At 34.3% G+C, this 24,724-nt stretch carries 25 protein-coding genes; 20 read left to right on the top strand and 5 right to left on the bottom strand.

The annotated features are described in order from the left end of the window. Positions 1–71: 71 nt before the first annotated feature. From QA539_RS00550 to QA539_RS00560, 3 genes are all read left to right on the top strand, one after another. Entirely contained in the window at positions 72–947 is an 876-nt protein-coding gene (locus QA539_RS00550) for an SDR family oxidoreductase (protein ID WP_219493530.1), read from the top strand. 111 nt (positions 948–1,058) lie between these two features. Beyond that, positions 1,059–2,168 carry a YibE/F family protein gene (locus tag QA539_RS00555; RefSeq protein WP_419895251.1) on the top strand — a complete coding sequence of 370 codons (1,110 nt, stop codon included), beginning with the start codon at positions 1,059–1,061 and terminating at the stop codon, positions 2,166–2,168. Then, complete coding sequence (locus tag QA539_RS00560) at positions 2,165–2,932, top strand: YibE/F family protein (protein ID WP_219493532.1); 768 nt, start codon at positions 2,165–2,167, stop codon at positions 2,930–2,932. Before QA539_RS00555 ends, QA539_RS00560 begins: the two co-directional genes overlap by 4 nt. A 15-nt stretch (positions 2,933–2,947) precedes the next feature. Here QA539_RS00560 and QA539_RS00565 read toward each other — a convergent pair whose 3' ends face one another. The 3 genes from QA539_RS00565 to QA539_RS00575 are packed head-to-tail and all read right to left on the bottom strand — an operon-like array spanning position 2,948 to position 5,406. Next, a complete protein-coding gene (locus QA539_RS00565) occupies positions 2,948–3,871 on the bottom strand; it encodes a metal ABC transporter solute-binding protein, Zn/Mn family (RefSeq protein WP_283722067.1) in 924 nt (307 codons plus the stop codon). Between the two features lie 5 nt (positions 3,872–3,876). Continuing rightward, positions 3,877–4,704: a metal ABC transporter permease gene (locus tag QA539_RS00570; protein WP_219493536.1), complete on the bottom strand. Its 828-nt coding sequence runs from the start codon at positions 4,702–4,704 to the stop codon at positions 3,877–3,879. Next, the gene (locus QA539_RS00575) at positions 4,705–5,406 is read right to left on the bottom strand and encodes a metal ABC transporter ATP-binding protein (RefSeq protein WP_283722068.1); all 702 of its coding nucleotides are present in this window, start codon (positions 5,404–5,406) and stop codon (positions 4,705–4,707) included. A gap of 128 nt (positions 5,407–5,534) precedes the next feature. Between QA539_RS00575 and QA539_RS00580 the strand changes: the two genes are divergently transcribed. Further along, positions 5,535–6,173, top strand: coding sequence for a metal-dependent transcriptional regulator (locus tag QA539_RS00580; protein ID WP_219493539.1), 639 nt, complete (start codon positions 5,535–5,537; stop codon positions 6,171–6,173). A gap of 33 nt (positions 6,174–6,206) precedes the next feature. On the opposite strand, the gene QA539_RS00585 is transcribed toward QA539_RS00580, so the two are convergent. Beyond that, positions 6,207–7,031, bottom strand: coding sequence for a formate/nitrite transporter family protein (locus QA539_RS00585; protein WP_283722069.1), 825 nt, complete (start codon positions 7,029–7,031; stop codon positions 6,207–6,209). A gap of 344 nt (positions 7,032–7,375) precedes the next feature. Here QA539_RS00585 and ahpC point away from each other — a divergent pair, with 344 nt between their 5' ends. The 11 genes from ahpC to QA539_RS00640 all read left to right on the top strand — a co-directional run bounded on the left by ahpC (position 7,376) and on the right by QA539_RS00640 (position 17,620). After that, positions 7,376–7,945: an alkyl hydroperoxide reductase subunit C gene (gene ahpC / locus QA539_RS00590; RefSeq protein ID WP_012656009.1), complete on the top strand. Its 570-nt coding sequence runs from the start codon at positions 7,376–7,378 to the stop codon at positions 7,943–7,945. 106 nt (positions 7,946–8,051) lie between these two features. After that, positions 8,052–9,575 carry an alkyl hydroperoxide reductase subunit F gene (ahpF, locus tag QA539_RS00595; RefSeq protein WP_219493542.1) on the top strand — a complete coding sequence of 508 codons (1,524 nt, stop codon included), beginning with the start codon at positions 8,052–8,054 and terminating at the stop codon, positions 9,573–9,575. An 88-nt stretch (positions 9,576–9,663) separates the two neighbouring features. Further along, on the top strand, positions 9,664–10,431 hold the full coding sequence (modA, locus tag QA539_RS00600; RefSeq protein ID WP_241427466.1) for a molybdate ABC transporter substrate-binding protein: 768 nt from the start codon (positions 9,664–9,666) through the stop codon (positions 10,429–10,431). Between the two features lie 165 nt (positions 10,432–10,596). Beyond that, positions 10,597–10,932, top strand: a complete 336-nt coding sequence (locus tag QA539_RS00605) for a hypothetical protein (protein ID WP_419895252.1) — start codon at positions 10,597–10,599, stop codon at positions 10,930–10,932. Positions 10,933–11,030: 98 nt separating this feature from the next. Beyond that, the gene (locus QA539_RS00610) at positions 11,031–12,320 is read left to right on the top strand and encodes an MFS transporter (RefSeq protein WP_219493547.1); all 1,290 of its coding nucleotides are present in this window, start codon (positions 11,031–11,033) and stop codon (positions 12,318–12,320) included. Positions 12,321–12,521: 201 nt separating this feature from the next. Continuing rightward, entirely contained in the window at positions 12,522–13,994 is a 1,473-nt protein-coding gene (locus QA539_RS00615; protein WP_419895253.1) for a DUF6583 family protein, read from the top strand. A 20-nt stretch (positions 13,995–14,014) separates the two neighbouring features. Further along, complete coding sequence (locus QA539_RS00620) at positions 14,015–15,175, top strand: ABC transporter permease (protein ID WP_419895254.1); 1,161 nt, start codon at positions 14,015–14,017, stop codon at positions 15,173–15,175. Next, positions 15,172–16,092 carry an ABC transporter permease gene (locus QA539_RS00625; RefSeq protein ID WP_283722074.1) on the top strand — a complete coding sequence of 307 codons (921 nt, stop codon included), beginning with the start codon at positions 15,172–15,174 and terminating at the stop codon, positions 16,090–16,092. The genes QA539_RS00620 and QA539_RS00625 overlap by 4 nt, the downstream gene beginning before the upstream one ends. A gap of 4 nt (positions 16,093–16,096) precedes the next feature. Continuing rightward, on the top strand, positions 16,097–16,786 hold the full coding sequence (locus tag QA539_RS00630; protein WP_041635758.1) for an ABC transporter ATP-binding protein: 690 nt from the start codon (positions 16,097–16,099) through the stop codon (positions 16,784–16,786). Then, positions 16,773–16,916 carry a hypothetical protein gene (locus tag QA539_RS00635; protein WP_219493554.1) on the top strand — a complete coding sequence of 48 codons (144 nt, stop codon included), beginning with the start codon at positions 16,773–16,775 and terminating at the stop codon, positions 16,914–16,916. Before QA539_RS00630 ends, QA539_RS00635 begins: the two co-directional genes overlap by 14 nt. 68 nt (positions 16,917–16,984) lie before the next feature. Next, positions 16,985–17,620: an FMN-dependent NADH-azoreductase gene (locus tag QA539_RS00640; RefSeq protein ID WP_283722075.1), complete on the top strand. Its 636-nt coding sequence runs from the start codon at positions 16,985–16,987 to the stop codon at positions 17,618–17,620. Between the two features lie 45 nt (positions 17,621–17,665). On the opposite strand, the gene QA539_RS00645 is transcribed toward QA539_RS00640, so the two are convergent. Next, positions 17,666–19,069, bottom strand: a complete 1,404-nt coding sequence (locus QA539_RS00645) for a protein adenylyltransferase SelO (protein WP_219493556.1) — start codon at positions 19,067–19,069, stop codon at positions 17,666–17,668. 140 nt (positions 19,070–19,209) lie between these two features. On the opposite strand from QA539_RS00645, the gene QA539_RS00650 reads away from it, so the two are divergent. The 5 genes from QA539_RS00650 (at position 19,210) to lrgB (ending at position 24,721) form a co-directional block, all read left to right on the top strand. Next, positions 19,210–20,955, top strand: coding sequence for an acyltransferase family protein (locus QA539_RS00650; protein ID WP_419895255.1), 1,746 nt, complete (start codon positions 19,210–19,212; stop codon positions 20,953–20,955). 58 nt (positions 20,956–21,013) lie between these two features. Next, positions 21,014–22,765 (top strand): sensor histidine kinase, encoded by a 1,752-nt coding sequence (locus QA539_RS00655; protein ID WP_219493558.1) that lies wholly within the window; start codon positions 21,014–21,016, stop codon positions 22,763–22,765. After that, positions 22,762–23,472 carry a LytTR family transcriptional regulator DNA-binding domain-containing protein gene (locus QA539_RS00660; protein ID WP_219493559.1) on the top strand — a complete coding sequence of 237 codons (711 nt, stop codon included), beginning with the start codon at positions 22,762–22,764 and terminating at the stop codon, positions 23,470–23,472. Before QA539_RS00655 ends, QA539_RS00660 begins: the two co-directional genes overlap by 4 nt. 120 nt (positions 23,473–23,592) lie before the next feature. Further along, on the top strand, positions 23,593–24,012 hold the full coding sequence (lrgA, locus tag QA539_RS00665; protein WP_219493560.1) for an antiholin-like murein hydrolase modulator LrgA: 420 nt from the start codon (positions 23,593–23,595) through the stop codon (positions 24,010–24,012). 1 nt (position 24,013) lies between these two features. Continuing rightward, the gene (gene lrgB, locus QA539_RS00670) at positions 24,014–24,721 is read left to right on the top strand and encodes an antiholin-like protein LrgB (RefSeq protein WP_120786239.1); all 708 of its coding nucleotides are present in this window, start codon (positions 24,014–24,016) and stop codon (positions 24,719–24,721) included. The last annotated feature ends 3 nt before the right edge of the window (positions 24,722–24,724 follow it).

Raw genomic sequence — 24,724 nt, forward strand, 5'->3', positions numbered from 1 at the left:
TTTTATACCCTGGATAATTAAACAAGCAACGATAGGGTATACGTAATTATACAAATCAAGGAGGTCATACTATGTCAAATCCATTAAATAAATATTATAATACGTCTTATGAAAAGCAACCACAAGCATACCCAGGTATTCAGAGTGAAATGAAGCCGGTACCAGATTGTGGCGAACATTCATATAAAGGGACAGATAAGCTTACTGACAAGAAAGCATTCGTTACCGGAGGAGACTCAGGTATTGGTAGAGCAGCTGCAATTGCTTATGCTAAAGAAGGTGCAGATGTCGCAATCAACTATCATCCAGATGAACAAAAAGACGCAGAAGATGTAAAGCGTGTCATTGAAGCTGTAGGCAGAAAGTGTGTGTTATTGCCCGGTGACTTACGCGAGGCAACATTTGCGCGTGAAGTAGCAATTAAAGCATATGAAGCATTAGGCGGATTAGATATACTAGTATTAAATGCAGGTATGCAGCAGTTCGAATATGATATTGAGCAATTAGATGAACAGCAAGTACGAGATACGTTTGAAGTGAACGTTTTCTCAAATATATTTACAATCCAAAGTGTATTAAAACATTTAAGACCTGGTGCCAGCATTATCATGACAAGCTCAATTCAAGGTGTAAAACCAAGTGCACATCTTGTTGATTATGCTATGACGAAAAGCTGTAGCATATCTATGACAAAGAGTTTGGCAGCGCAACTTGGACCTAAAGGCATTCGAGTGAACAGTGTAGCGCCTGGGCCAGTGTGGACACCACTTCAAATAAGTGGAGGTCAACCACAGGATAATATCCCAGAATTCGGTAAAAAAGAACCGCTTGGTAGAGCAGGGCAACCCGTAGAGCTCGCAGATGTTTATGTTTTACTTGCAAGTGACAATGCAAGCTATATTACCGGACAAGTTTATGGTATTACCGGTGGCTCACCAATCAACTAAAATCTCCCGTTAAGGGAGATTTTTTTGTCAAATATACTTATACAGTATCAGTTTTGATTTTTTGCGATATACTGTATTATCAAACCATTATTGATTTGAAAGGAACACCCTATGGTCTTAATGAAAAATATGTTGAAACGCTCAGGATTACAGTGGTTTTCATACAGTTTGACTTTAATCATATGTATTGGAGTAATTGTATTCACGCTTAATAATGATGCACTTTACAAGCAAACAATTGCGAAGGTGACTCATGTGGAAGTTATATCGAAAGAAAGTACAATTGATGCGAATCACCGCAAAGATATTGTATATAAGCAAGTTGTAGAAATGATAGGTACGAATCATAACCATAAAGGTGAAAGGTTCATTGTTACGAATACATATACTAAAAGTAGTGCTTATGATGAGCAATATAAAAAAGGTCAGAAAGTATTTATAAAAGCCGGAGATAAATCGCAAATTATAGGTGAGAAGAGGGATACAGTTTTAGTGACTGCGCTTTCTGTGTTTACGCTACTGCTTATCATTATGGTCGGTAAGAAAGGATTCTATTCATTAATCAGTTTAATTTTAAATTTCTGTATTACGTTATTTGTATTTAATTTCTATTTATCACATAAACATATTCCGATGATACTAATAGCGAGTGTTGCAGTTGTATTATGTACAATACTCACACTCACATTCATTAATGGATTTACGAGGAAAACATGGATTGCGATTGTCAGCACACTCGCAGCCACTTTAGTAACATTGCTCGTTGTGCAAAGCGTGATATATTTAACCTCAGCTGAAGGAATTCGCTATGAAACAATGTCTTACTTGACGATTCCGCCAAAGAAAGTATTTTTGACGACCATCCTTATCGGAACCCTTGGAGCTGTTATGGATATAGCGATCACAATTACGTCATCATTACACGAGATAAAAGTAACGCAGCCTTTATCGAATACCAAGTCACTACGTGCATCGGGGTATGAAATTGGAAAGGATATCATCGGTCCGATGACAAATATTTTATTATTCGCATATTTAAGTAGTGCGATGCCAATTATTATATTGTATTTAGCAAATCATTCACCGATATGGCAGACGTTTAGTTTACATTGGTCGCTTGAACTTGCTCGTGCAGTATCCGGCAGTATCGGTATCGTACTTTCAATACCAATTACGATATGGATCGCGAGCGTGATGCTTGGAGGCGAGGTGAGGCGATGAAGACATTAACATTACTTATTATTATATTATTCATTCTCATGGCAATCGTTGGAGGTAAAAATGGAATAAAAGCTTTTCTTGCAATATTTATGAATATATTCATGTTGGCAGTCGCGATACTTTGTGTTGTGCTTAATGCAAATGTCATATTGGTGGCACTATGTTTCAGCATAATAATGGGATTATTTAATATATTAATCATTAATAAATATGACAATGTGAGTATCTCTGCTTTGATTTCAACATTTATTACGTTTATTATTTCTCTTATCTTTATATATGGAGCAACAAAATTCGGTATGATTCAAGGGTTCCCGATGGAAGATGGGGAAGAGATTGCGACATATTCATTACGTATAGGCGTATCGTTTTTCAATGTCATGCTCTTTGTTATTATGATCAGTGTGTTAGGTGCGATCATTGATTTGTCTGTTTCAATTGCATCAAGTATGGAGTATATTTATCTGAATGAGCCACATTTAACGCGTAGCGAACTGTATCGTTCCGGATTGAATGTTGCAAAAGACATATTATGTACGACAACGAATACATTATACTTTGCCTACTTAGGTACAGGGATGACACTGATAATATGGTTTAAAAATGTAGGTTATACATTTGAACAAATTATTAACTCTAAAGTATTTTCCCAGGAAATATTAATGATTATTTCTGGAGGAGTTGCGGTTGCAATCGCAATTCCTGTGACGTGTGTAACAGCAAGTTATATTATTTATCATCAATTAATAGAGCACAGCGTGTAATTACGCTGCGCTCTACTATTTCAATCCATTATGAATTGTTTTTATATTATGTTCCATCATTTTATAATAACTATCTCCGTCAGTGCCCTTTTGACCGATAGAATCTGTATAGACTTCGCCATAAATCGGTGTTTTAGTCATTTCGCTGAGTGACTGCATACTACGTTTATCGACACTCGTTTCAACGAATAAAGATTTAACCTGATGTTTTTTGACAAAGTTTATTGCTTGTTTCATCTGTTCTGGTGTACCTTGTTTTTCCGTATTAATCTCCCATATATAAGCGTGGCTCAAATCATAGTCTCTACTGAAGTATTTGAACGCGCCTTCACTCGTAATTAAATGACGCTCTGACTTTGAAATATCATTGAATTTATCTTTATACTGCGCGCTTAATGTAGTTAAGCTTTTCGTGTATTGCTCCATATTATTATGGTACACTTTTGAATGATTTTTATCTGCTTTCTCAACTGCTTCAGCGATATTTTTGCTATAAATAATCCCATTATCAATACTTAACCAGGCATGTGGATCAATTGCATTATCGTCATGACGCTCATTTAAGAAAATTTTCTTAACGCCATCACTCACAGCGATAACATTGTCATCGTCTAATTTCTTATCACCTTGTTGTAATGCTTTTTGAAACCACCCGCTTGAAGTTTCTAGGTTTAAGCCATTAAATAACACTAAATCAGCATCAGTAATTGCTTTAATATCTTTCGGTTTAACTTCATAGTCGTGCGGATCTTGTCCAATAGGTACGATATTAGTAATGATTGCATGATCACCCGCAATCGTTTTAGTCATATCATAGATAATAGAGTTTGATGTTACAATTTTTAATTTTCCTTCTTTTTTATCTTGTGAACATGCGCTTAATAAAATTGTTGCCAGCGCAAAGAAGACAATTATTTTAGAAAAATTTTTTGTGTTCATGAATTTCATCCTTTCGTAATAAATATTTTCGTTGTTTTATTGAGTGTAAATATAATGAGATAGATTATAGTTGCGATAATAACAATACATGCGCCACTTGGGACGTTCAATATATAGCTGATATAAATGCCGGTAACTGCACTGAATAATCCAAATGCAGCAGATAAAAGCATCATCTTGTGTAAGCTTTTAGAAATTAAATAGGCGCTTGATGCGGGTGTAATCAACATTGCAACGACGAGTATGATGCCTATTGTTTGTAAGCTAACGACTGTAATAAGTGCTAACAGTATCATTACAGTATAATGCCAGAAGGATGGATTAATACCATTCATTCTGCTGAAGATTGGATCGAACGTCGTTAATTTAAGTTGTCTATAGCAGACAATAATAACGAGGAGTACAGCGAGACTGACAAAGAGCGTTGTATACATTGCTTCTTTCGTTACCGTAAGTATATCTCCGAACAATATGTGATATAAATTTGTCGTCGTCTCCATCATGCTGATCATTACGACACCAACAGAGAAGAATAGAGTAAACGCAATACCAATTGCAGCATCTTTTTTCGTTTTAGAGTGGTCAGTTATTGCGCCGATAAACAAGCTTGTTAATAGACCGGTGAATAATGCTCCAATAAACATTGGTATATGCAATAGAAAACTTAGAGCAACGCCTGGCAATACAGCGTGACTCATCGCGTCACCCATTAAACTTAATCCACGTAATATAATGAGACATCCGACTACTCCTGCTGCGATTCCGACAATCGCTGCTGTAATTAATGCACGTGATAAGAAAGGATAGTTTGAGATTTCAGTAATAAAACTCATTTAAACACCTCCTTGTACAAAATATGTTTGTTTAATATTATCTTCAGTAAGTATGCTTTTAGTGGGTCCTTCAGCAATAATCCCTTTATTCAGTAGAATACATTCATCAAACAAATCAGAAGCTGATCTTAAATCATGATGAACGATAAAGATAAGTTTATGATTTGATTTTAATTTAAATATGCAATCTTTAATGATTTCATAACTTTTGAAATCAATACCAACAAAAGGCTCATCCAGAAAGTAAATATCTTTCTCCTGCATAAGGCTTCGTGCAATCAATACACGTTGTAATTGTCCGCCACTTAAATCGCTGATCAGTTTATGCTGAATATCATTTAATTCCATCAAAGTCATTAATTCATTTACCTTTTTATTATCAGAACGATGTTTCATTAAAGATGAAGCGTATAAACCAGAATGTATTGTATCAATAACAGTGATAGGAAATTCGATATCAATAGATGATTTCTGAGGGATATATGCACAACGTGTGAGTTGCTTAATTAATGGCTTATTATTGAGACTTACTGCTCCGGTTGAGCGAATAAAACCAAGCATACCTTTAAATAATGTAGATTTTCCGGCGCCATTCGGGCCTAAAACTCCTATAAGCTTTCCTGTTAATTGTTGTGTATAATTAATGTCATGAAGAATATGACGTCCATCTATAGAAACGTTTAAATTATGAATTGAAAGCATAGAGACCATCCCTTTTACAAATTTTAAAAATAAGTTTAGGCAAACCTAAACTATATTTAATATAATACTTAAAAAATAATAAAGCAATGGGAAATTTTTCATAAAATTTAAATTTTGGAGGAAGAAGTATGTTAACTGAAGAAAAAGAAGATTATTTAAAGTGTATTTATCATAACAATGGTTTAAATGACTATGTTTCGAATAAAAAAATTGCGACACATCTTGGAATCAAGCCACCGTCTGTAACTGAGATGACGAATCGATTAGAAAAAGAGGGGTATATTACTACTAAACCTTATAAAGGTGCAATGCTGACAGAAGTTGGAGAAAAAGAAGTAGCCCGAGTTGTAAAACGTCATCGTTTAATTGAATGTTTTCTGATTGAAACATTAGGCTATCGTTGGGATGAAGTACATATTGAAGCAGAAGTTCTCGAACACCGTGTATCAGACTTATTTATAGAACGTCTCGATGAAATGTTAAGCTATCCTAAATATTGTCCCCATGGGGCATTAATTCCAAGAGGCAGTTTACAGGAAGAGACTCTCCATGCTATTACAGAACTGAATACTGGTGATTCATTCACACTGTCAAAAGTTCGTGATGAAGTGAGGTTGTTATCATACTTATACGAAAATGACATAAAGATCAATGATACATTAGTAATTCAATCTATAGACGAAGCGAATCATATTATGTATTTGAATAAAAATGATCAGCTTGTAAGCTTGAGTATGGAAAATGCGAAAAAACTATACTATAAATAACAAAAACGCCGAACTCTAGTTCGGCGTTCATTATTATCCTTCTATTTCATTTCTACTTCCGTTTAAATATGCATAAACAAGTCCTACAAAGATGCCGCCTCCGATGTAGTTACCGATATAAGCGAAAACAATATTTTTTAGAACATCAATCCATGATAATGCATCGATGTTATAGAACATCATTCCTGCAAACAACCCTGCATTGTAAACAACGTGTTCGTATGCCATAAATACGAATATTACAACACCGACACCGATAAAGAATACTTTTGCCAACATTTCTTTGCATTGAAGTGAGATATAAATTCCGATATTGATAAAGAAGTTTGCGAAAATCCCTTTTATTAAAATTGTAAGCCACGTAGAATCAATCGTTTTTGCGTTAACCGTTTTTGTAAGTGCAGCGACCATTTCCGGCGTCATAACTTTAGTTCCTGTCATCATACCGAATAGTATGAAGCCCCCAATGATGTTACCTATAAAACAGTATGTAAAAATCTTCATCACCTTAGGCATTGAAATAACTTTATAATAAAGACCAACAGTCATGAACATAAAGTTACTCGTTAGTAGTTCCGAGTTTGTCAGCACAATCATAACGAGTGCGATACTAAATGAAATTGCACCAAGTAAATTAATTAAACCTGGATTCGCCCCTGCAAACTGTGTTTTGACTGCGAGCATTAACACCGTCATAATTGCAAGTAAAAATCCAGACATGACAGACTTCAGTACGTATCTGCCCGGTGCACGGTCAACCATGATTTCTTTTGTAGCTACTTGACCAACAATATTTTCGATATTAGGTTTTGAAGCGTGTGTATCTTCAAGTGTTTTTACAGGTCGTTCCAGTGTCATAATACCCCTCCATATGTATGTGCATCATTTCACAATAATTTTAACACAATCAATCAATTTTATATATAGTAATAATACAATTATTATACAATATATTTAAGGATTAATAATGACAAAAAAATTAGGATAATTATTACTATCTCTAAATGAGAATTATAGGAATTAAATGATAAAATTTAATAGGATAAAACAATTCAATAACGCTAGTGACAACTTTAATTAAAATAATTATAAAATTAAATGTCTTTAGTTGACTTGTATTACCCATCATGTATAATAAGAAATGTAGAAATTAGAATTATTCTAAATAAGAATTTTATTAGAATTTCAGGAGGAATTTATTTATGTCATTAATCAACAAAGAAATTTTACCGTTTACAGCACAAGCGTATGATCCAAAAAGTGATGAATTTGTAGAAGTATCAAATGAGTCAATGAAAGGTTCTTGGAGCATCGTATGTTTCTATCCAGCGGACTTCACTTTTGTATGTCCAACTGAATTAGAAGATTTACAAGATCAATATGCAACATTACAAGATTTAGGTGTGAACGTATACTCTGTATCATGTGATACACACTTCACGCACAAAGCTTGGCATGATCACTCAGAAGCAATCTCTAAAATACAGTACACTATGATTGGTGACCCATCACATGTGATTGCACGTAACTTCGATGTGTTAGATGAAGAAGCTGGTCTTGCACAACGTGCTACATTCTTAATCGATCCAGACGGCGTTATTCAAACGATGGAAATTAACAACGATGGTATCGGTCGTGAAGCAAGCGTGTTAATTGATAAAGTGAAAGCTGCTCAATACGTAGCATCACATGATGGTGAAGTATGTCCGGCGAAATGGAAAGAAGGATCTGAAACTTTAACACCTGGTTTAGACTTGGTAGGTAAAATTTAATTATTTAACTTAGCGTTAATATCTATAGTGCCACAACGTATATATTGCGTTGTGGTCTCTATTATCTTTAAGGTGTATAAATATACAATAAAAGGAGCATAAGTAAATGTTAGACAGTAGTTTAAAACAACAATTAAGTCAATACCTTGAGTTACTTGAAGGTGAGATTATTTTAACAGCAAGTAAAGGTGAAGATAAAACTTCACAGGATATGATGGCATTATTAAATGAAATTAGTGAAATGTCGGACAAAATATCTATTAAAGAAGCAGTGCTTAAGAGAACACCTAGCTTCACAGTTGCGCGTCCTGAAGAGGAGGCACGTGTTACTTTTGCAGGTGTACCGTTAGGTCATGAATTTACATCGTTAGTGCTTGCTTTACTGCAAGTGAGCGGCAGAGCTCCAAAACTTGATGAAGCGGTAATCAATCAAATTAAAAAGATTAATCAGCCCTTAAATTTTGAAACGTTTGTAAGTCTAACTTGTACAAAGTGTCCTGATGTTGTCCAAGCATTGAACGTAATGTCGGTGCTTAATCCAAACATTACGCATACAATGATTGATGGTGCAGTATTCAGAGAAGAATCGAAAGATATTATGGCAGTACCTAGTATTTTCTTAGATGGTGAAGAGTTTGGCAGCGGCAAAATGACGGTTGAAGAGATCGTTAATCAAGTTGGTGGAGGCGCTGATGCATCAGAATTTGATGCAAGAGAGCCTTTCGATGTCCTTGTTATTGGTGGAGGACCTGCAAGTGCAGCAGCTTCAATCTATGCTGCGCGTAAAGGTTTAAGAACTGGTATTGTTGCAGAACGTATCGGGGGACAAGTAAATGATACTGCTGCAATTGAAAACTTTATTTCTGTAAAAGAAACGACAGGTCCGGAGTTTGCTCAGAACTTAGTTGATCATATTAAGAGCTATGATATTGATGTGATGAATGCAGTGCGTGTAGAATCGATTGAGAAAATTGATGATATGAGTTATGTCACACTTGAGAACGGTGGAAAGCTTTCAAGTAAAACATTGATTATTAGTACAGGTGCAAAATGGCGTAATATGAACGTGCCAGGTGAAGCTGAATATAAAAATAAAGGTGTAGCTTATTGCCCGCATTGTGACGGTCCTTTATTTGAAGGTAAACGTGTTGCAGTTGTCGGTGGCGGAAACTCTGGTGTAGAGGCTGCGATTGATCTTGCTGGTATTGTAGAGCATGTCACTTTACTTGAATTTGGTGAAGAACTAAGAGCTGATAAAGTATTGCAGGACCGTCTTGCTTCGTTAAAAAATGCAGAGATAATTAAATCTGCAGCTACGAAAGAGCTAACAGGTACAGATAAGCTTCAAGCCTTAACTTATATAGATCGTACTACAAATGAAGAACATACAGTTGATTTAGAAGGTGTCTTTGTGCAAATTGGTTTAGTGCCAAGCACTGAATTTGTTGGAGATTTAGTAGAGCGCAATAACCGTGGTGAAATCATCGTTGATCGCAATGGTGCTACAAATGTTCCGGGTATATTTGCAGCAGGGGATTGCACGGATCAAACATATAAACAAATTATTATTTCTATGGGTGCAGGTGCAACGGCAGCATTAAGTGCCTTCGACTATTTAATTAGAAATTAAGATTATCATCAATACCACTTAAGTAATAACTTACATTAAGTGGTATTTTTATTTTGTTTGTGCTTATAATAAAATGAGGAGGAATATTATGAAAAAATTATTTATCATTCTATCAGCAGTTTTATTATTAAGTGCGTGCAATCAAACAGAAGAAATTAAGCAGCAAAAAGATAAAAAGATCATTACGGTATCTGCAGCAGCAAGCTTGAAAGATGCGCTGAATGAAATTGAACAAAAATATGAAAAAAAATATCAGGCGATTGATTTAAAATTTAACTATGGTGCCTCAGGAACACTTGCTCAGCAAATAAAATCAGGTGCGCCTGTGGATATATTTATTTCTGCTGCTGAGGATAAAGTAGACATGCTCGTTGAAGATAATAAAATAAATAAAGATGAGAAAAAATCACTACTTAAAAATCATCTCGTACTTATCTCTAACAGTCCAATCAATAATGTACATGATTTAACATCTAATAAAATAGATAAAATTGCACTGGGCAACCCTGAATTAGTTCCTGCAGGAGCATATGGTAAGCAAATGCTTGAAAATGCTAATCTTTATCAGAAACTAGAAAATAAATACATATTAACTAAAGACGTGAGACAAGTTTTGACTTATGTTGAGACAGGGAATGTAGAAGCTGGCATTGTATATGCCTCAGATTTGAAATCTAGCGAGAAGATAAAGTATTCATTTACAATTAAAGATACATTGCATGACAAAATTATATATCCAGTAGCGATTATAAAAGATACGCATCACAAAGAAGAGGCACAAAAATTCTTTAACTATGTAGCACAGCCAGATACACTTAAAATATTTGAGAAATATGGCTTTGATCCAATAATATAAGGGATGAAATAGAGAAATTAAAATTAATCGTATAAAAAGTACCGAGATAAAATTATGATCGGTAAAGGAATCATGGAGTCAATTTAAAAGCTTGATAGAACTATCTATCGAGCTTTTTATTATTGATATGCATCGAATCACAAAATTAAAGATTCGAAAAGCGAAATGTTCAAACTATATTTAAATCTTTCTAATGTAAAGATGACGTATTCAAATGAATACGGTGAATTTTCAGCTAATAAACAGGTGTTAAAATATTATTATTTAATAATATTTTTAAAAGAACAAATCACATTTTTATTAAACAGACAATTAAGGGATGGACATACAAGATGTATAGATGACGAAGTACTAGGTCATTATTTACTAGCATTTGAAAGGGTGGCGCAACAGCTAGAAAAAGGTATTTTGTTTCCTTCAGTAACACTAGAACCAATTGAGGGTTCGCATCAATTACAACAATTATTAAGTGAACTCCAACAAATAAAATTATTGAAATAAAAAGAAATTTACACTTGTTACAGAATTTATAATAAATTAATGTTATCATCCTAGAATATATATATTATTATATATATAAAATAATTTTAGGAGAAACTATGAAAAAAGATATTAAATTAATGCTATCATTACCAATTTTAAGCTGGGCACTTTATGACTTTAGCAACACTATTTTCAGCGCTAATATCATTACATTATTCTTTCCTCAATTTGTAACAGAACACTTTGGTCAAAATCCGGTAACTGAGCAATTAGCATCTACTTGGATTGCATATTCAGCAAGTATCTCGGCTTTATTGCTTATTATATTGAGCCCGATATACGGTATATATATTGATCGGACGAATCATAAGAAGAAGTGGGTTATTATATTTACTTTGATAGTATTTTTATGCACATTTGGTATGGGTTATGTCTATAAGCATCCTTTAGAAGGCAGCTTTTTAGATGTACCCTTAACTTTTTTAATCATTATAATCTTGTTCACTATTGCTAAGTTTATGTATAACTCAAGTCTTGTATTTTATGACGCAATGATGCCGAGTTTAACAAGTAAAGAAAATCACTCTGTCATTTCTGGTTACGGTGTAGCATTGGGGTATATGGGAACATTATTTGGTGTAATTTCAATCATGACGTTTGTAGGGACGAAAGAAGCTGGAGAGACTTTTATCCCAACCGCGATAATGTTTCTTGTATTTAGTCTGCCGATTTTTATGTTCGGTAAAGACGGAAAAAGACAAAAAGAAGTGCATCACACTTCATTGAAATCTGGATATAAAGAAGTGGTAGAAACATTTAAATTAGCGAAATCAAAGCCAGCAATTTATATCTTTTTGATTGTCTACTTCTTCTTAAACGATGCGCTAGCAACAGCAATTAGTATGATGCAACCTTATGCTACAACGGTTGTCGGTTTTACGAGCCAGCAGTTTATAGTTGTATTCATGGCAGCAACAGTATTCAGTATCATCGGGGCATTTGTGTTTGGATATATCGCAAAACATATAGGATCATTAAAGGCGCTGCATTACGTCGGACTCATATTGATGATTGCATTAATACTAGCGAGCCTACCTCTGCCTAAAGAAGTCTTCTATATATGTGCAGTGCTGTTCGGGATTGCGATGGGTTCGATATGGGTAATTTCCAGAACGTTAATTATTGAATTAGCACCGGAAGAACACGTCGGACAATTTTTCGGTTTGTTTTCGATGAGCGGGAAGTTGTCAGCAGTAATCGGGCCGTTTATATATGGAACCATCACACTGTTGTTAAAAGACTATGGCCCGCTTGCGAGTAGAATAGCGATATTATCTTTATTTATTATGGCGTTATTTGCATACATTCTTCATTTCAAAGTTATTAAAACGTCAAAAGTTCAATAAGATAATTATTATTTAAATAAAATATAATATTACATGTCTATAGTTAGTTAAATATAGCGCTTATGAATTTTTGTATTAAATTCAAGGGATTATATATAGAGTAACAAAATAATATAAATGGATTTATTTTGAAGATAACTATTTAAGATAAAAATAAAGTCTGATATGATTGAGTTAACAAACCAAGGAGGATTATCATTTATGAAGAAATCTAAAGGCTTGATCATCGGACTTATCGCGGCACTCGTATTGATTGGTGGAGGCGCAGCTGCATACTTTTTTATGACAAATACACCAAAAAATGCTTACCTATTAAGCGAGAAAAAATCGATGGATAACATGTCGAAGTATGTAGAAATGAGGTTTCCAGAAGAATCTAAATTTCAGCAAAAACTAAAAGATGAAAGTTATGCATCTAATTTAAAATTAGGTGTAGATGTTCCTGAGAATTTAACAGATGGATTAGGTGTTTCTAAATCTATGGTCGATTCATCGAACATTATTTTAGATTTAGCGCATAATGGTAAAGAGAAAAAATCGAAGATAAGTCTTACTCCGACAATTGCGGATAACAATATAGGAGCATTTACGTGGAGTGCAGATAAAGATAATCAATATTTGGATGCACCTGTACTAGATAAACCTTTAAATGTTCCTAATAATAAGATTGTTGATACGCTTGAAAAATTAAATCCAACATTGGTAGAAGAAGGCATGACGAATGAATCGTTGAATTTAAACAATATATTAAGTGGTGCAACGATTTCTGAGGAAGATGTTAACAAAATTGCTGAGCGTTACATTAAGATCGTTGTCGATAGCGTCAAAGATGAAAATTTTAAGAAAGACAAAGAAAAAGTAAGTGTCTTTGGTAAAAATATGGATCTAGACAAGCTTACAATGCATCTTAAAAGAGAGGATGTTAAGAAAGTTGTTCTCGCAGTGCTTGAAGAAGCAAAGGATGATAAAGAGTTACAAGAATTATTAAAGTCTCAGAATCAAGGTAAGGATGTAAAGAAAGAGATAGAGAAATTAATTAAAGATGCTAAGAAAGAAGAAGTGAAGAACTATCCTGAAATCAATTCAATTATTTATGTTGATGGAAAGGATATATTGAAACGTGATCTAACAATCAAAGGGCAAGATGATAAAGATGTAAAGGTTCTAGGGTCTTCTCAAATCAATGATAATCTTAAATTAGACTATCATCTTTCAGCAGGTGATGAGGAGATTTTAATTGTAAAAGGTGAATCTAAAAAATCAGATAAGAAATTTGAAGATTCATATCAGCTGTTATTTAATGACGGTGAAGAAAAGGAAGTATCGTTTACAAATGTGTCTACAGCAGATGGCGGAAAGCGAAATGATAAAGGGACAGTCGACCTTACACAATTGGCAGGTAGCGATATGGTACTGAATTTCAATAATGAGATGAATACAGATATAGGTAATAATGAACAAAAACAAAAAGCGGAAGTATCATTTGATGTTGAAGGAGAGGCAGTAAAAATCCTGCTTGATAGCAATACAAAGCTGAAACAAGATTTTAAAGTGGCTAAGAAGGATGCGCGTAATTTAAATACGATGTCAGATAGCGAATTATCTGATTTGCAAACAGAAGTAGAAGATAAATTTGATGAGATTTTCTCAGATGTTACGCAAGACTTTGAATAAATGATAAAGGAGTGATAAATGTGAACTATAAGTTGTTTAACATTTATCACTCTTTTTTATATAAAAAATGGTATTTGCTGCTCTATCTATTGTTACTGTTTGCTACGATTGTCGGTGTCATGATGGTTATAACGTATACTCAAACGAAAGATGAGCGATTTCGTATTGGACTTGTCGATAATGATCAGTCTTCTGAGACACGATTAATCTTAAAGTCTATTGGAGATGGCAAGAGTATCGGCAATAATCTGGAACTTAAACAAATGCCGGAGCATAAAGCAGAAAGATTATTAAAACAAAATAAGCTGGATGGTTATTTTGTGTTAGATAAAGGAATGACAGATTCTTTCTATAAATATGGAACATTGCCGATATCCGTCTATACTTATGATAAGTCATCTGTAAGAAGTGTCGTGATTTATCAGCTTACAGATTCAGTATATAGTAGGCTGATGTTATCTATGGGTGGCATTAAAAGTTACAAAGTGCTGTATCCTGAAGCCTCAAGGGAAGAAATGCTTGAAATGATGACAGATATGCTTTTTACAGGATTGAATCGCAATGGTGCATTTGATGAACAACCTGTGAAACTATATAATTCATACGCATACTATACAGTGAGTGCAATATTTATTTCAATTTATTTATTCTATTTATCATTATTTTCAGTGCTTAAGATGAATCAAGAGCATGCACTGCTTGATCGTTTAAGTCTTTTAAGATTTTCAATCGAAAAATTAACATTTGCACGAAGTATCGTAACATTATTTTATACAATAAGTTTTACGGTTTTTATGTTACTTATTTCTAATATGATGATGAACTATAAGTTTGAATACTATAATTTACAAACGTTGATAATGATAATGGTCATATATTTAATATTAATTTCGGGACTGCTATTTTTCATAGACTGCTGCTTTACAGGGATGTTAAACATTTTATTTAAGGCAATACTGACAATAGTTATTATATTGTTCTCTGGTGCTACGATACCTTCTGTTTATTTTAAGGGGCACAATGATTTCTTGTACGAACAGCCATTCAGCTATATATTCAATCAACTCGTTGAACTGCTTCTCAATAATTATTTAATTGATCAACCAGGTTACTTATGGCTTTATTTAGTCCTTAGTGTACTTACTGCCTTTATCATCTGGGTATGGAGGTATAGAAGATGAAACCTCTTATTAATTTAATATTTTTAAAGCAATGGAAAGCGTATATAGTACTTCTGACAATCCTGATATCTGTAATATGCACTACACAAGTAGTGCAACAAGCTGTGAATCAAGTATTTAGTATGCCGATTGCAATACAAGATATGGATGAGACCCCAGAGTCTCGTAAGTTGATTGATAAAGTTAAGGATGCTCCTTTCATTAATACGCAATTAATCGAGAAAGATGAAGCCTATATTGATGATGTAATTAAAAGAAAAGAAGCGATTGTTGCTTTTACAATACCAGAAGGATTTTCAAAGCGATTATCAGAACATGACATGAGGGATGCGCTTCCGTTATTTTATAGAGATGACTTTGCGGGATCTATTGCCCAGGAAATTGTAAGTAAGGCACTATATGATATGCAGATTCCATACATCGTTAAGAAGTATGTCGATAAAGATCACGAAGTCAATAGAGATAATGTAGTGCAAACATATAAAAAAGAAACACCAAAGAGCAAAATTAAACAGTTTGCAGTCAATCGAGTTGAATCACATTCAGTATCGATGAATTTTATAGTCAGTCTATTATTACTCTGTGCATCATTACAAATTGTATTACATCGAAATATTGCACAACACGCAGCATTATCGAGAATATTCATGTTTCCTCATACACGCATACAGTACCATTTATTATATGTGTTAATCCACACATTGCTTATTATGTTTTGTGTCGGGGCTGCGAGTATTATTCTTGATGCTCAGATGAGCTTATATTTTTATATTGTTGTACTCTTTACAGTAATCATTTATGAATATGTATTATCTGCACTGCTGATTTATATTAAGACGATAAGTCATAAGATGTTTATGACGGTAACTTTTTCTTTAACAATTATTACGGTATTAAATCTCTTACTGTTTGGGTGATATTATGATAACAATAGACAATTTATACAAGAAATATAAACGTAAAGTTATATTCGAAGGATTGAATACAACGTTTCGTGATAAATCATTGACCATGTTACTTGGTGAGAATGGTGCTGGAAAATCAACATTACTTCGCATGATTGCAGGGCTTGAAAACCAAGATGAAGGATACATCTTTTATAATGAACAACCATTAGATAAAAAACACATACATAAAATCCTTGGTTATATTCCACAAGATATTGCATTGTTTGAACATATGTCTGTAGATGACAACATTCATTTATTCAAAGGATTGAATCAACAAGTATTAGATGAAGATACAATTAATCGATACAAGAAGCTACTTAATCTTAATGAAACGACAGCATTAATCAATACGTTATCAGGTGGGACGAAACGTAAAGTGAACTTACTGATCGGGCTCTTAGGGAAGCCAGAAATAATTATTTTAGATGAGCCGACAGTCGGCATAGATATGAAATCTAGATATGATATCCATCGCCTGCTTAATGAATTAAAGCAACACACTTTAATGATTATGACGACGCATCATATGGATGAGGTAGAGGCCATAGCAGACGAAATTAAATTAATTGGTAAAGATCCTTTCTACAAAGAGGTACTCGCAGACTCAAACTTGCATTTTGAAAATATGTTGAAAACAGAGGATGACAATGGAACAATTTAGTGAATATCTGGAAAGTATTCAAGATGCACAAAAAATCGAAAAGATTATTCGTTTCAATATTGAAGCCAAAAAGATGTCGATACGTTCTGGAGAAAATAATAAATTTTACACTTTGAAATTAATCGGTTGATTTTATTATATTATATGGTATATTAAATATACCGAGTATATTAATTAAATCAAAGGGAGTAATTTATTATGACAAAAGTATTATATATTACAGGTCATCCAAATGACGAAACAGTTTCAAATTCTATGGCAGCAGGTAAATCATTTATCGAAAGCTATAAACAATCAAATCCAGATCACGAAGTTGTGCATATCGATCTTTATGACACATTCATTCCATTAATCGATAAAGAAGTATTTGATGGTTGGGGTAAATTACAATCAGGTAAAGGATTCGAAGCGTTATCTGAAACAGAACAACAAAAAGTTGCTCGTTTAAATGAATTAAGTGACGAATTTGCAGCAGCAGATAAATACGTATTCGTTACGCCGATGTGGAACCTGTCATTCCCAGCAGTAGTTAAAGCATATATCGATGCTGTCGCTGTAGCGGGAAAAGCTTTCAAATACACAGCAGAAGGTGCTGTAGGATTATTAACAGACAAAAAAGCATTACTTATTCAATCACGTGGTGGTATTTATTCAGAAGGACCAGCAGCAGACTTGGAATTAGGTAACCGTTACTTACAAACAATTCTTGGATTCTTCGGTGTGCCAAGTGTTGAAGAATTAGTTATCGAAGGCCATAATCAAATGCCAGAGAAAGCAGAAGAAATTAAAGCAGACGGTGTACGTCGTGCAGAAGCATTAGGAAAAACATTTTAATATAAACAAATGAAGCGGAGAGACTGTAGCAATCTCTCCGCTTTTTTATGTTCCGCAATATGTTTGATAGGGTCTATCTTTCGGCCCGGGCTGCTTATATCTATCAGCATGATCTGGATTAAAGGGCTGTGATAGTACTTGCAGTAAAGCTTTTACAGCAGATAAATCGCCGTGAATGGCATCATCTAAAGCTTCTTCTACAATATGATTTCTAGGAATCACAACTGGATTAACCTTACGCATCAATTGAATTGGATCTTTTTCGGTTTTGAGTCTATCTTGCCATTTCGTTATCCATGATGATAAAGATTCAAGTGAAGATGTTTCTTCATTTTGTAAAGCTAGAAAAGTATTTGTATAGTCCATTTCATGTTGCTCCATAAGCGATAACAGCTCATCAATCAGCACCATATCTTCTTCGCTCGGTGACTTAATACCGATTTTCTGTCCCATCATTGTTCTGTAATATACCGTATAGCTATGCTGAAACTTCTCAAGTGCGGACTCGGCTAGATGAATCGCTTCATGTTCATCAGTATGAATTAAAGGTAATAAAGTCTCGGCAAATCGAGTTAAATTCCATAACCCAATTGCAGGCTGATTGATATAAGCATAACGTCCTTGCATATCGATAGAACTAAATACAGTATGTGTATGATAATAGTCCATAAATGCACATGGCCCATAATCTATCGTTTCCCCGCTGATTGTCATATTATCAGTATTCATTACACCATGTATAAAACCAACAGACTGCCACTGTGCAATCAACTGCGCTTGTTTGTCGATTACAGTATCTAATAACTTCAAATACTTATTATTAGTGTGTATTAAATCAGGAAAGTGTCTGTCGATTGTATAATCTGCAAGTTCTTTTAAGTGTTCATATGCTGTACGGGCAGCATATTCAAATGTTCCTACTCGGATATTACTGTTAGCAGTTCTTGTAAGGACCGCACCAGGCAGCATGTTTTCGCGTAAAACTTTTTCTCCTGTTGAACAAATTGCAAGACTTCTTGTTGTAGGTATATTTAAGTGATGCATGGCTTCACTGATGATATATTCACGCAGCATCGGTCCGAGCGTAGCTTTTCCATCTCCAGAACGAGAGAAGCGCGTGGGACCAGATCCTTTAAGTTGAATATCGTATCGTTTATTTTGAGGTGTAATGTGTTCACCTAATATATGCTGTCTGCCATCTCCAAGCATCGTAAAGTTCCCGAATTGATGTCCTGCGTAGGCAGTAGAAAATGGACGTGTTCCATCAATAACAGTGCTTCCTGTTAATATTTCAGGGTGTGCCTTTAGTTGGAGAGATATATTTAGTTCACGAGCTAATCCATCATTAAATAGCACATATTCAGGATGAGAAAAAGAGTGTGGATTATTAATCACATAAAAAATCTCATTTAAATTCGTATAGGTTGTATCGAAGTTAAAAAAATTCATGAAGTACTCCTTTCATGGAATATTTAACAATATTTTCAATGAAATTTAACATTTTAATATTGTTGTTAATTGATAAAGCGTGTATTATTAAGAATGTGTAACAAATATATTACAGAATTGTTAAAAGGATGGCTAGACATATGAATCGAAAATATCTTCCTGGATTAGATGGGATTAGAGCAATTGCAGTTATTGCGATTATAATATTTCACTTAAATCCAAAATGGCTGCCCGGGGGGTTTCTTGGCGTTGACACTTTCTTTGTCATATCTGGTTATTTAATTGCAATGTTATTGATAAACGAATATGAAAAAACTGGAACAATCAATATTCTCCAATTCTGGATACGCCGAATGAAACGACTTTTCCCACCGGTATTATTTATGATACTTATCGTGATTCAATATATCATATTTTTTGATCAATCGTTATTATATCAACTTAAGAAAGATGTTATTGCAGCATTATTATATATTTCGAACTGGTGGTATATATTTGATGGACTTAGTTATTTTGAAAGTTTTGAAGCTAGACCACTTGAACATTTATGGTCGCTTGCCATCGAAGAACAGTTCTATTTGTTATTTCCGTTAACATTGATGCTACTCCTTAACAAATGGTCTAAAAAGAAAATACTGCTATTATTTTTTGTTGTTTCTTTATTGTCAGCGATATTGATGTTAACACTCTATGACCCTGCTGCAAATGTGTCGCGTATATACTTTGGTACGGACACGCGTCTTCAGACATTGCTGTTAGGAGTAATGTGTGCATTTATATGGCCGGCATTTAAATTGAAGCAAGATGCACCGAGAATTTTAGTAGTCATCATTGATTTTCTAGGCTTCATAGGTTTAATAGTCTTAATGTATAGTATCTATAAGCTAAATGAGCACAGTGCATTTTTATTTAATGGTGGATTCTATATACTTGGGATCTTTACATTATTGATTATTATGGCAGCAGTTCATCCATCATCTATAATGAGCAAGCTACTTGGTATAAAGCCGCTGACGGTGATTGGGAAATATTCATATAGCTTATATTTATGGCATTATCCGGTGATAGTATTGATGCAAAAACATTTTGTTCAAGGGCAAATTCCTATTTATATCCATATTTCATCTGTGATGCTCACAATCGTGCTGGCAGTATTGAGCTATAAGTTAATTGAACGTCCATATCGATTAAATGGTTTTAAAGTATTTACAATAATGTCTATTAAATATTTTATTACAGTTATTGTAACTTTGTATTTATGTATTTCTACACCTTACTTATTATCTGTCGTTAAAGCCGAACAACCGCAAATGCATCATGAAATTACGAAGACACTATCTAATATTCCTGACATAAAACGTATTAGCCCATTGACACCGGATGAAACGACCGAACAATTAGTGAAGAATGCTACGCCGTTACTTATCGGTGATTCTGTACTTGTTGATATAAATAATCAATTGAAAGAAGTATTGCCGAATGCTACTGTAGACGGCGAAGTAGGGCGAAATATATATAAAGCATTGAATGTTGCCGATAAATATCACTCATTTAATCATAAGGATGGAGTCGTCATCCTATTTATCGGAACAAATGGAGATTTTGAGGATGTTCAGATGAACATTTTGTTATCTAAATTTGATAAAGCGCAAGTATTTCTTGTGACTTCCAGAGTTCCAAAAGATTATGAAGCACACGTTAATGAAGAGATGTATAAAGCTGCTCGTTTATATAAGAACGTCCATATTATTGATTGGTATGAAGCTTCACAGGGCCATACAGAATACTTTGCACCTGATGGTATACATCTTGAGTATCCAGGGAGTAAACGTATGGTGTCGCTAATATATGAAGCACTTATTAACTTCGAAGAAAATAGGGAATAATATTTCTTTTTCTGACAAGCGCTAATTGTTCACGTTATAATGATGGTGGAGGTATATTATGTTTAGTTTGTTTATTCTATTGTTAGAGCGTGTTGGATTGATTATTATTGTCGCATATTTATTGATGAACGTCCCTTACTTTAAGAAGATGATGTCTGAACGCTCAAAGTTATCTTCTCAAATACAATTATTAATCGTATTTGGTTTATTTGCAGCTGTATCCAACTTTACAGGTGTTGAAATACGTAATAATGAAATATTATCAAGCCAGATATTCAGTAGGATATCAGACGATGCAGTTATTGCGAATACACGCGTACTTACAATAAGTGTTGCGGGCTTAATAGGTGGACCTATTGTCGGTATCGGAGTTGGGATTGTATCAGGAATTACTCGTTATCTAATTGGTGGGATAGATGCATATACATATGTTGTATCATCGGCACTTATTGGTCTTGCTTCGGGGTATTTCGGTTATCGTGCGATGAAAAATAATCGTTATCCTAATGTCTTTACTGGAGTAATACTCGGTGCAATTATGGAAGTTATTCAGATGATCTGTATCATTGTTTTTGCTTCGAATACAGAATATGCCTTAGATATTGTGAAACTCATTGCTTTACCGATGATACTGATTAATAGTTTGGGTGTTGCTATATTCTTGTCCATTATTATTTCTACAATTCAGCAGGAACAACGTATGCGTGCTGTACAGACGCATGATGTATTGAACCTGGCGAATCAAACATTACCTTATTTCAGAGCTGGATTGAATGAAGTATCTGCGACACAGGCAGCGCAAATTATAAAAGACTTAATGAAAGTATCGGCTGTATCAATCACTAATAAGACGGATATATTAGCGCACGTCGGAGCAGCAAGTGATCATCATGTGCCGCGCAAGAAAATTATTACTGACCTGTCGAAACAAGTTATTAAATCCGGTGAAATTAAAGAAGCACATAATAGGCATGAAATTGGTTGTACGCATCCTGGATGCCCGCTTGAAGGTGCGATTGTTATCCCTTTATACGTACATAACGAAGTAACAGGCACATTAAAACTGTACTTTACCGATAGCAATAAATTAACTTATGTCGAACGACGCCTTGCTGAAGGATTAGCGAATATATTCTCAAGTCAGATTGAACTCGGTGAAATAGAAACGCAATCTAAATTATTGAAAGACGCGGAAATTAAATCATTACAAGCACAAGTGAATCCACATTTTTTCTTTAATGCGATGAATACAATATCAGCGCTTATCCGTGTAGATAGCGAGAAAGCAAGAGAACTTCTGCTTAATTTAAGTAACTTTTTCCGTTCGAATTTACAAGGCGCAAAAAGTACGAGCATCACAATTGAAAAAGAAATTCAACAAGTAGAAGCTTATTTATCGCTGGAACAAGCACGATTTCCCGAACGTTTTAACATTCATTTTGATATAGATGAAGGGTTAAAGTATGCAAAAGTGCCGCCATTTATCATTCAAATATTAGTTGAAAACGCATTTAAACATGCGTTTCATAATAGAAAGTCTGGTAACGATGTTTACGTAAAGGTGAAAGAAGGACATCAAACAATTGAAATATCAGTAGAAGATAATGGATTTGGTATTCCGGAAGAAAAACGCGTGCATATCGGACACAATGAAGTTGCGTCTACTTCCGGGACCGGGAGCGCACTTGAGAACTTAAATAAACGTCTTATTGGATTGTATAATAGCAATGCGCGACTGAATTTCACGACAAGTGATACAGGTACTAAATTTTATACATCTATACCTTTAGAGAGGGAGGAAGATGCATGAGAATATTAGTTGTAGATGATGAACCCCTGGCAAGAAATGAATTACGTTACTTACTCAATAACATTGATGGTACATTAGTTATTGATGAAGCGGATTCTATAGAAGAAACATTGACCTCATTATTATCAGAAACGTATGAATTGTTGTTTTTGGATATCAATTTGATTGATGAAAGTGGCCTTGAACTTGCTGAAAAGATTAACAAGATGAAGCATCCGCCTAAGATTGTCTTTGCTACAGCACATGATAGTTTTGCTGTGAAGGCGTTTGAATTGAATGCATTAGATTATATATTAAAACCATTCGAACAAAAGCGTATTGAGGCAGCACTTAATAAAGCAAAAGTCTCATCTATAAACACAAATCAAGAGTCGAAATTGCCAACCTTATCGATACAGATCGATGACAAAATCTATGTCATTAATATACAGGATATTATCGCCTTGTATGTAGAAGAAGGGCAATTAAATATCGTCACTGTAAACTCAGAATATGCGATTCATGAACCATTAAGTGCATTTGAAAAGAAGCTTCCAGAGAATGTATTTATGCGCATACATCGATCTAGTATTATTAACAAGCATCATATTAAGTCAGCAGAACAATGGTTTAATTACACCTATCAAGTGAAGTTGACGAAAGACATAAAATTACAGGTTTCAAGATCATATATAAAGCAATTTAAGCACGAAATAGGACTCGAATAATTTGAGTCCTATTTTTTTGCATTTCAGCATATGATTTTTGCATTTCATCGTGAAAGCTCTCACAAATCAATGTTTAAGCGGTATGATGTACTCAAGATAAAATACGGGAGGTCATTTAAAATGACAAAAGAAAAAACATATAATTTCTTTCATCAAGTATCAGTAATCTCAGTTGTGTTACTTATTTCCAAGATGATTGAAAGCTTCATGCCAATTCCAATGCCTGCATCAGTTATCGGACTTATACTGCTCTTCATCTGTTTATGTACTGGAATTATAAAGCTCGGGCAAGTAGAAACCGTTGGAACCGCACTTACAGATAATATCGGACTGTTGTTCGTACCAGCAGGAATCTCAGTAGTAAAATCATTAGGACTAATAGCTGAAAATCCAATATTAATATTAGGTCTGATCTTTATCTCAACCTTATTATTACTATTATGTACAGGATTCTTCTCTCAGATAATCGTGAAGATGACAGAATCAAAAGTAGAAGAGCCAAAAGAAACAAAAAACTTAAAAGGAATAGAGGTGCGCTAATATGACATTACTTGACCATTTAGGTATTAACTCTGTATACTTCGGAATATTATTAACGATATTACCTTTTATGTTAGGTCAATATTTATTCAAAAAAACAAATGGCTTTTTCTTATTTGCACCACTCTTTGTCGGAATGGTGTTCGGGATTGCATTCTTATCTATAACAGGTATCAGCTATGACACCTATAGTAAAGGTGGAAGTATTATTAGCTTCTTCTTAGAACCTGCAACGATTTGCTTCGCGATTCCTCTTTATAAAAAGCGCGACGTATTACAAAAGTATTGGTTACATATCATCGGTGGTCTGTCACTTGGTACAGCGGCTGCGATGTTAGGTATATATGGAGTAGCAAAACTATTTGGATTTGGTACACAGATTATTGCATCAATGTTACCTCAAGCAGCAACAACAGCAATCGCTTTACCAGTATCTGCTGGTATTGGTGGGGTGCCAGAACTGACATCATTGGCAGTTATTCTAAATGCAGTGATTATTTATGCCCTAGGAAATAAAATGCTGCGTTTCTTCAAAATCTCTAATCCAATTGCAAGAGGTCTTGCACTTGGTACGAGCGGACACGCACTAGGGGTGTCAGCAGCAACAGAACTAGGAGAAACGGAAACGTCTATGGCAAGTATCGCACTCGTTCTTGTAGGTGTTGTAGTGGTTGTTATCGTTCCGATATTAACAAGTATTCTCCTTTAACAA

Source organism: Macrococcus psychrotolerans (genome assembly GCF_038095555.1).
GTDB lineage: Bacteria > Bacillota > Bacilli > Staphylococcales > Staphylococcaceae > Macrococcoides > Macrococcoides psychrotolerans.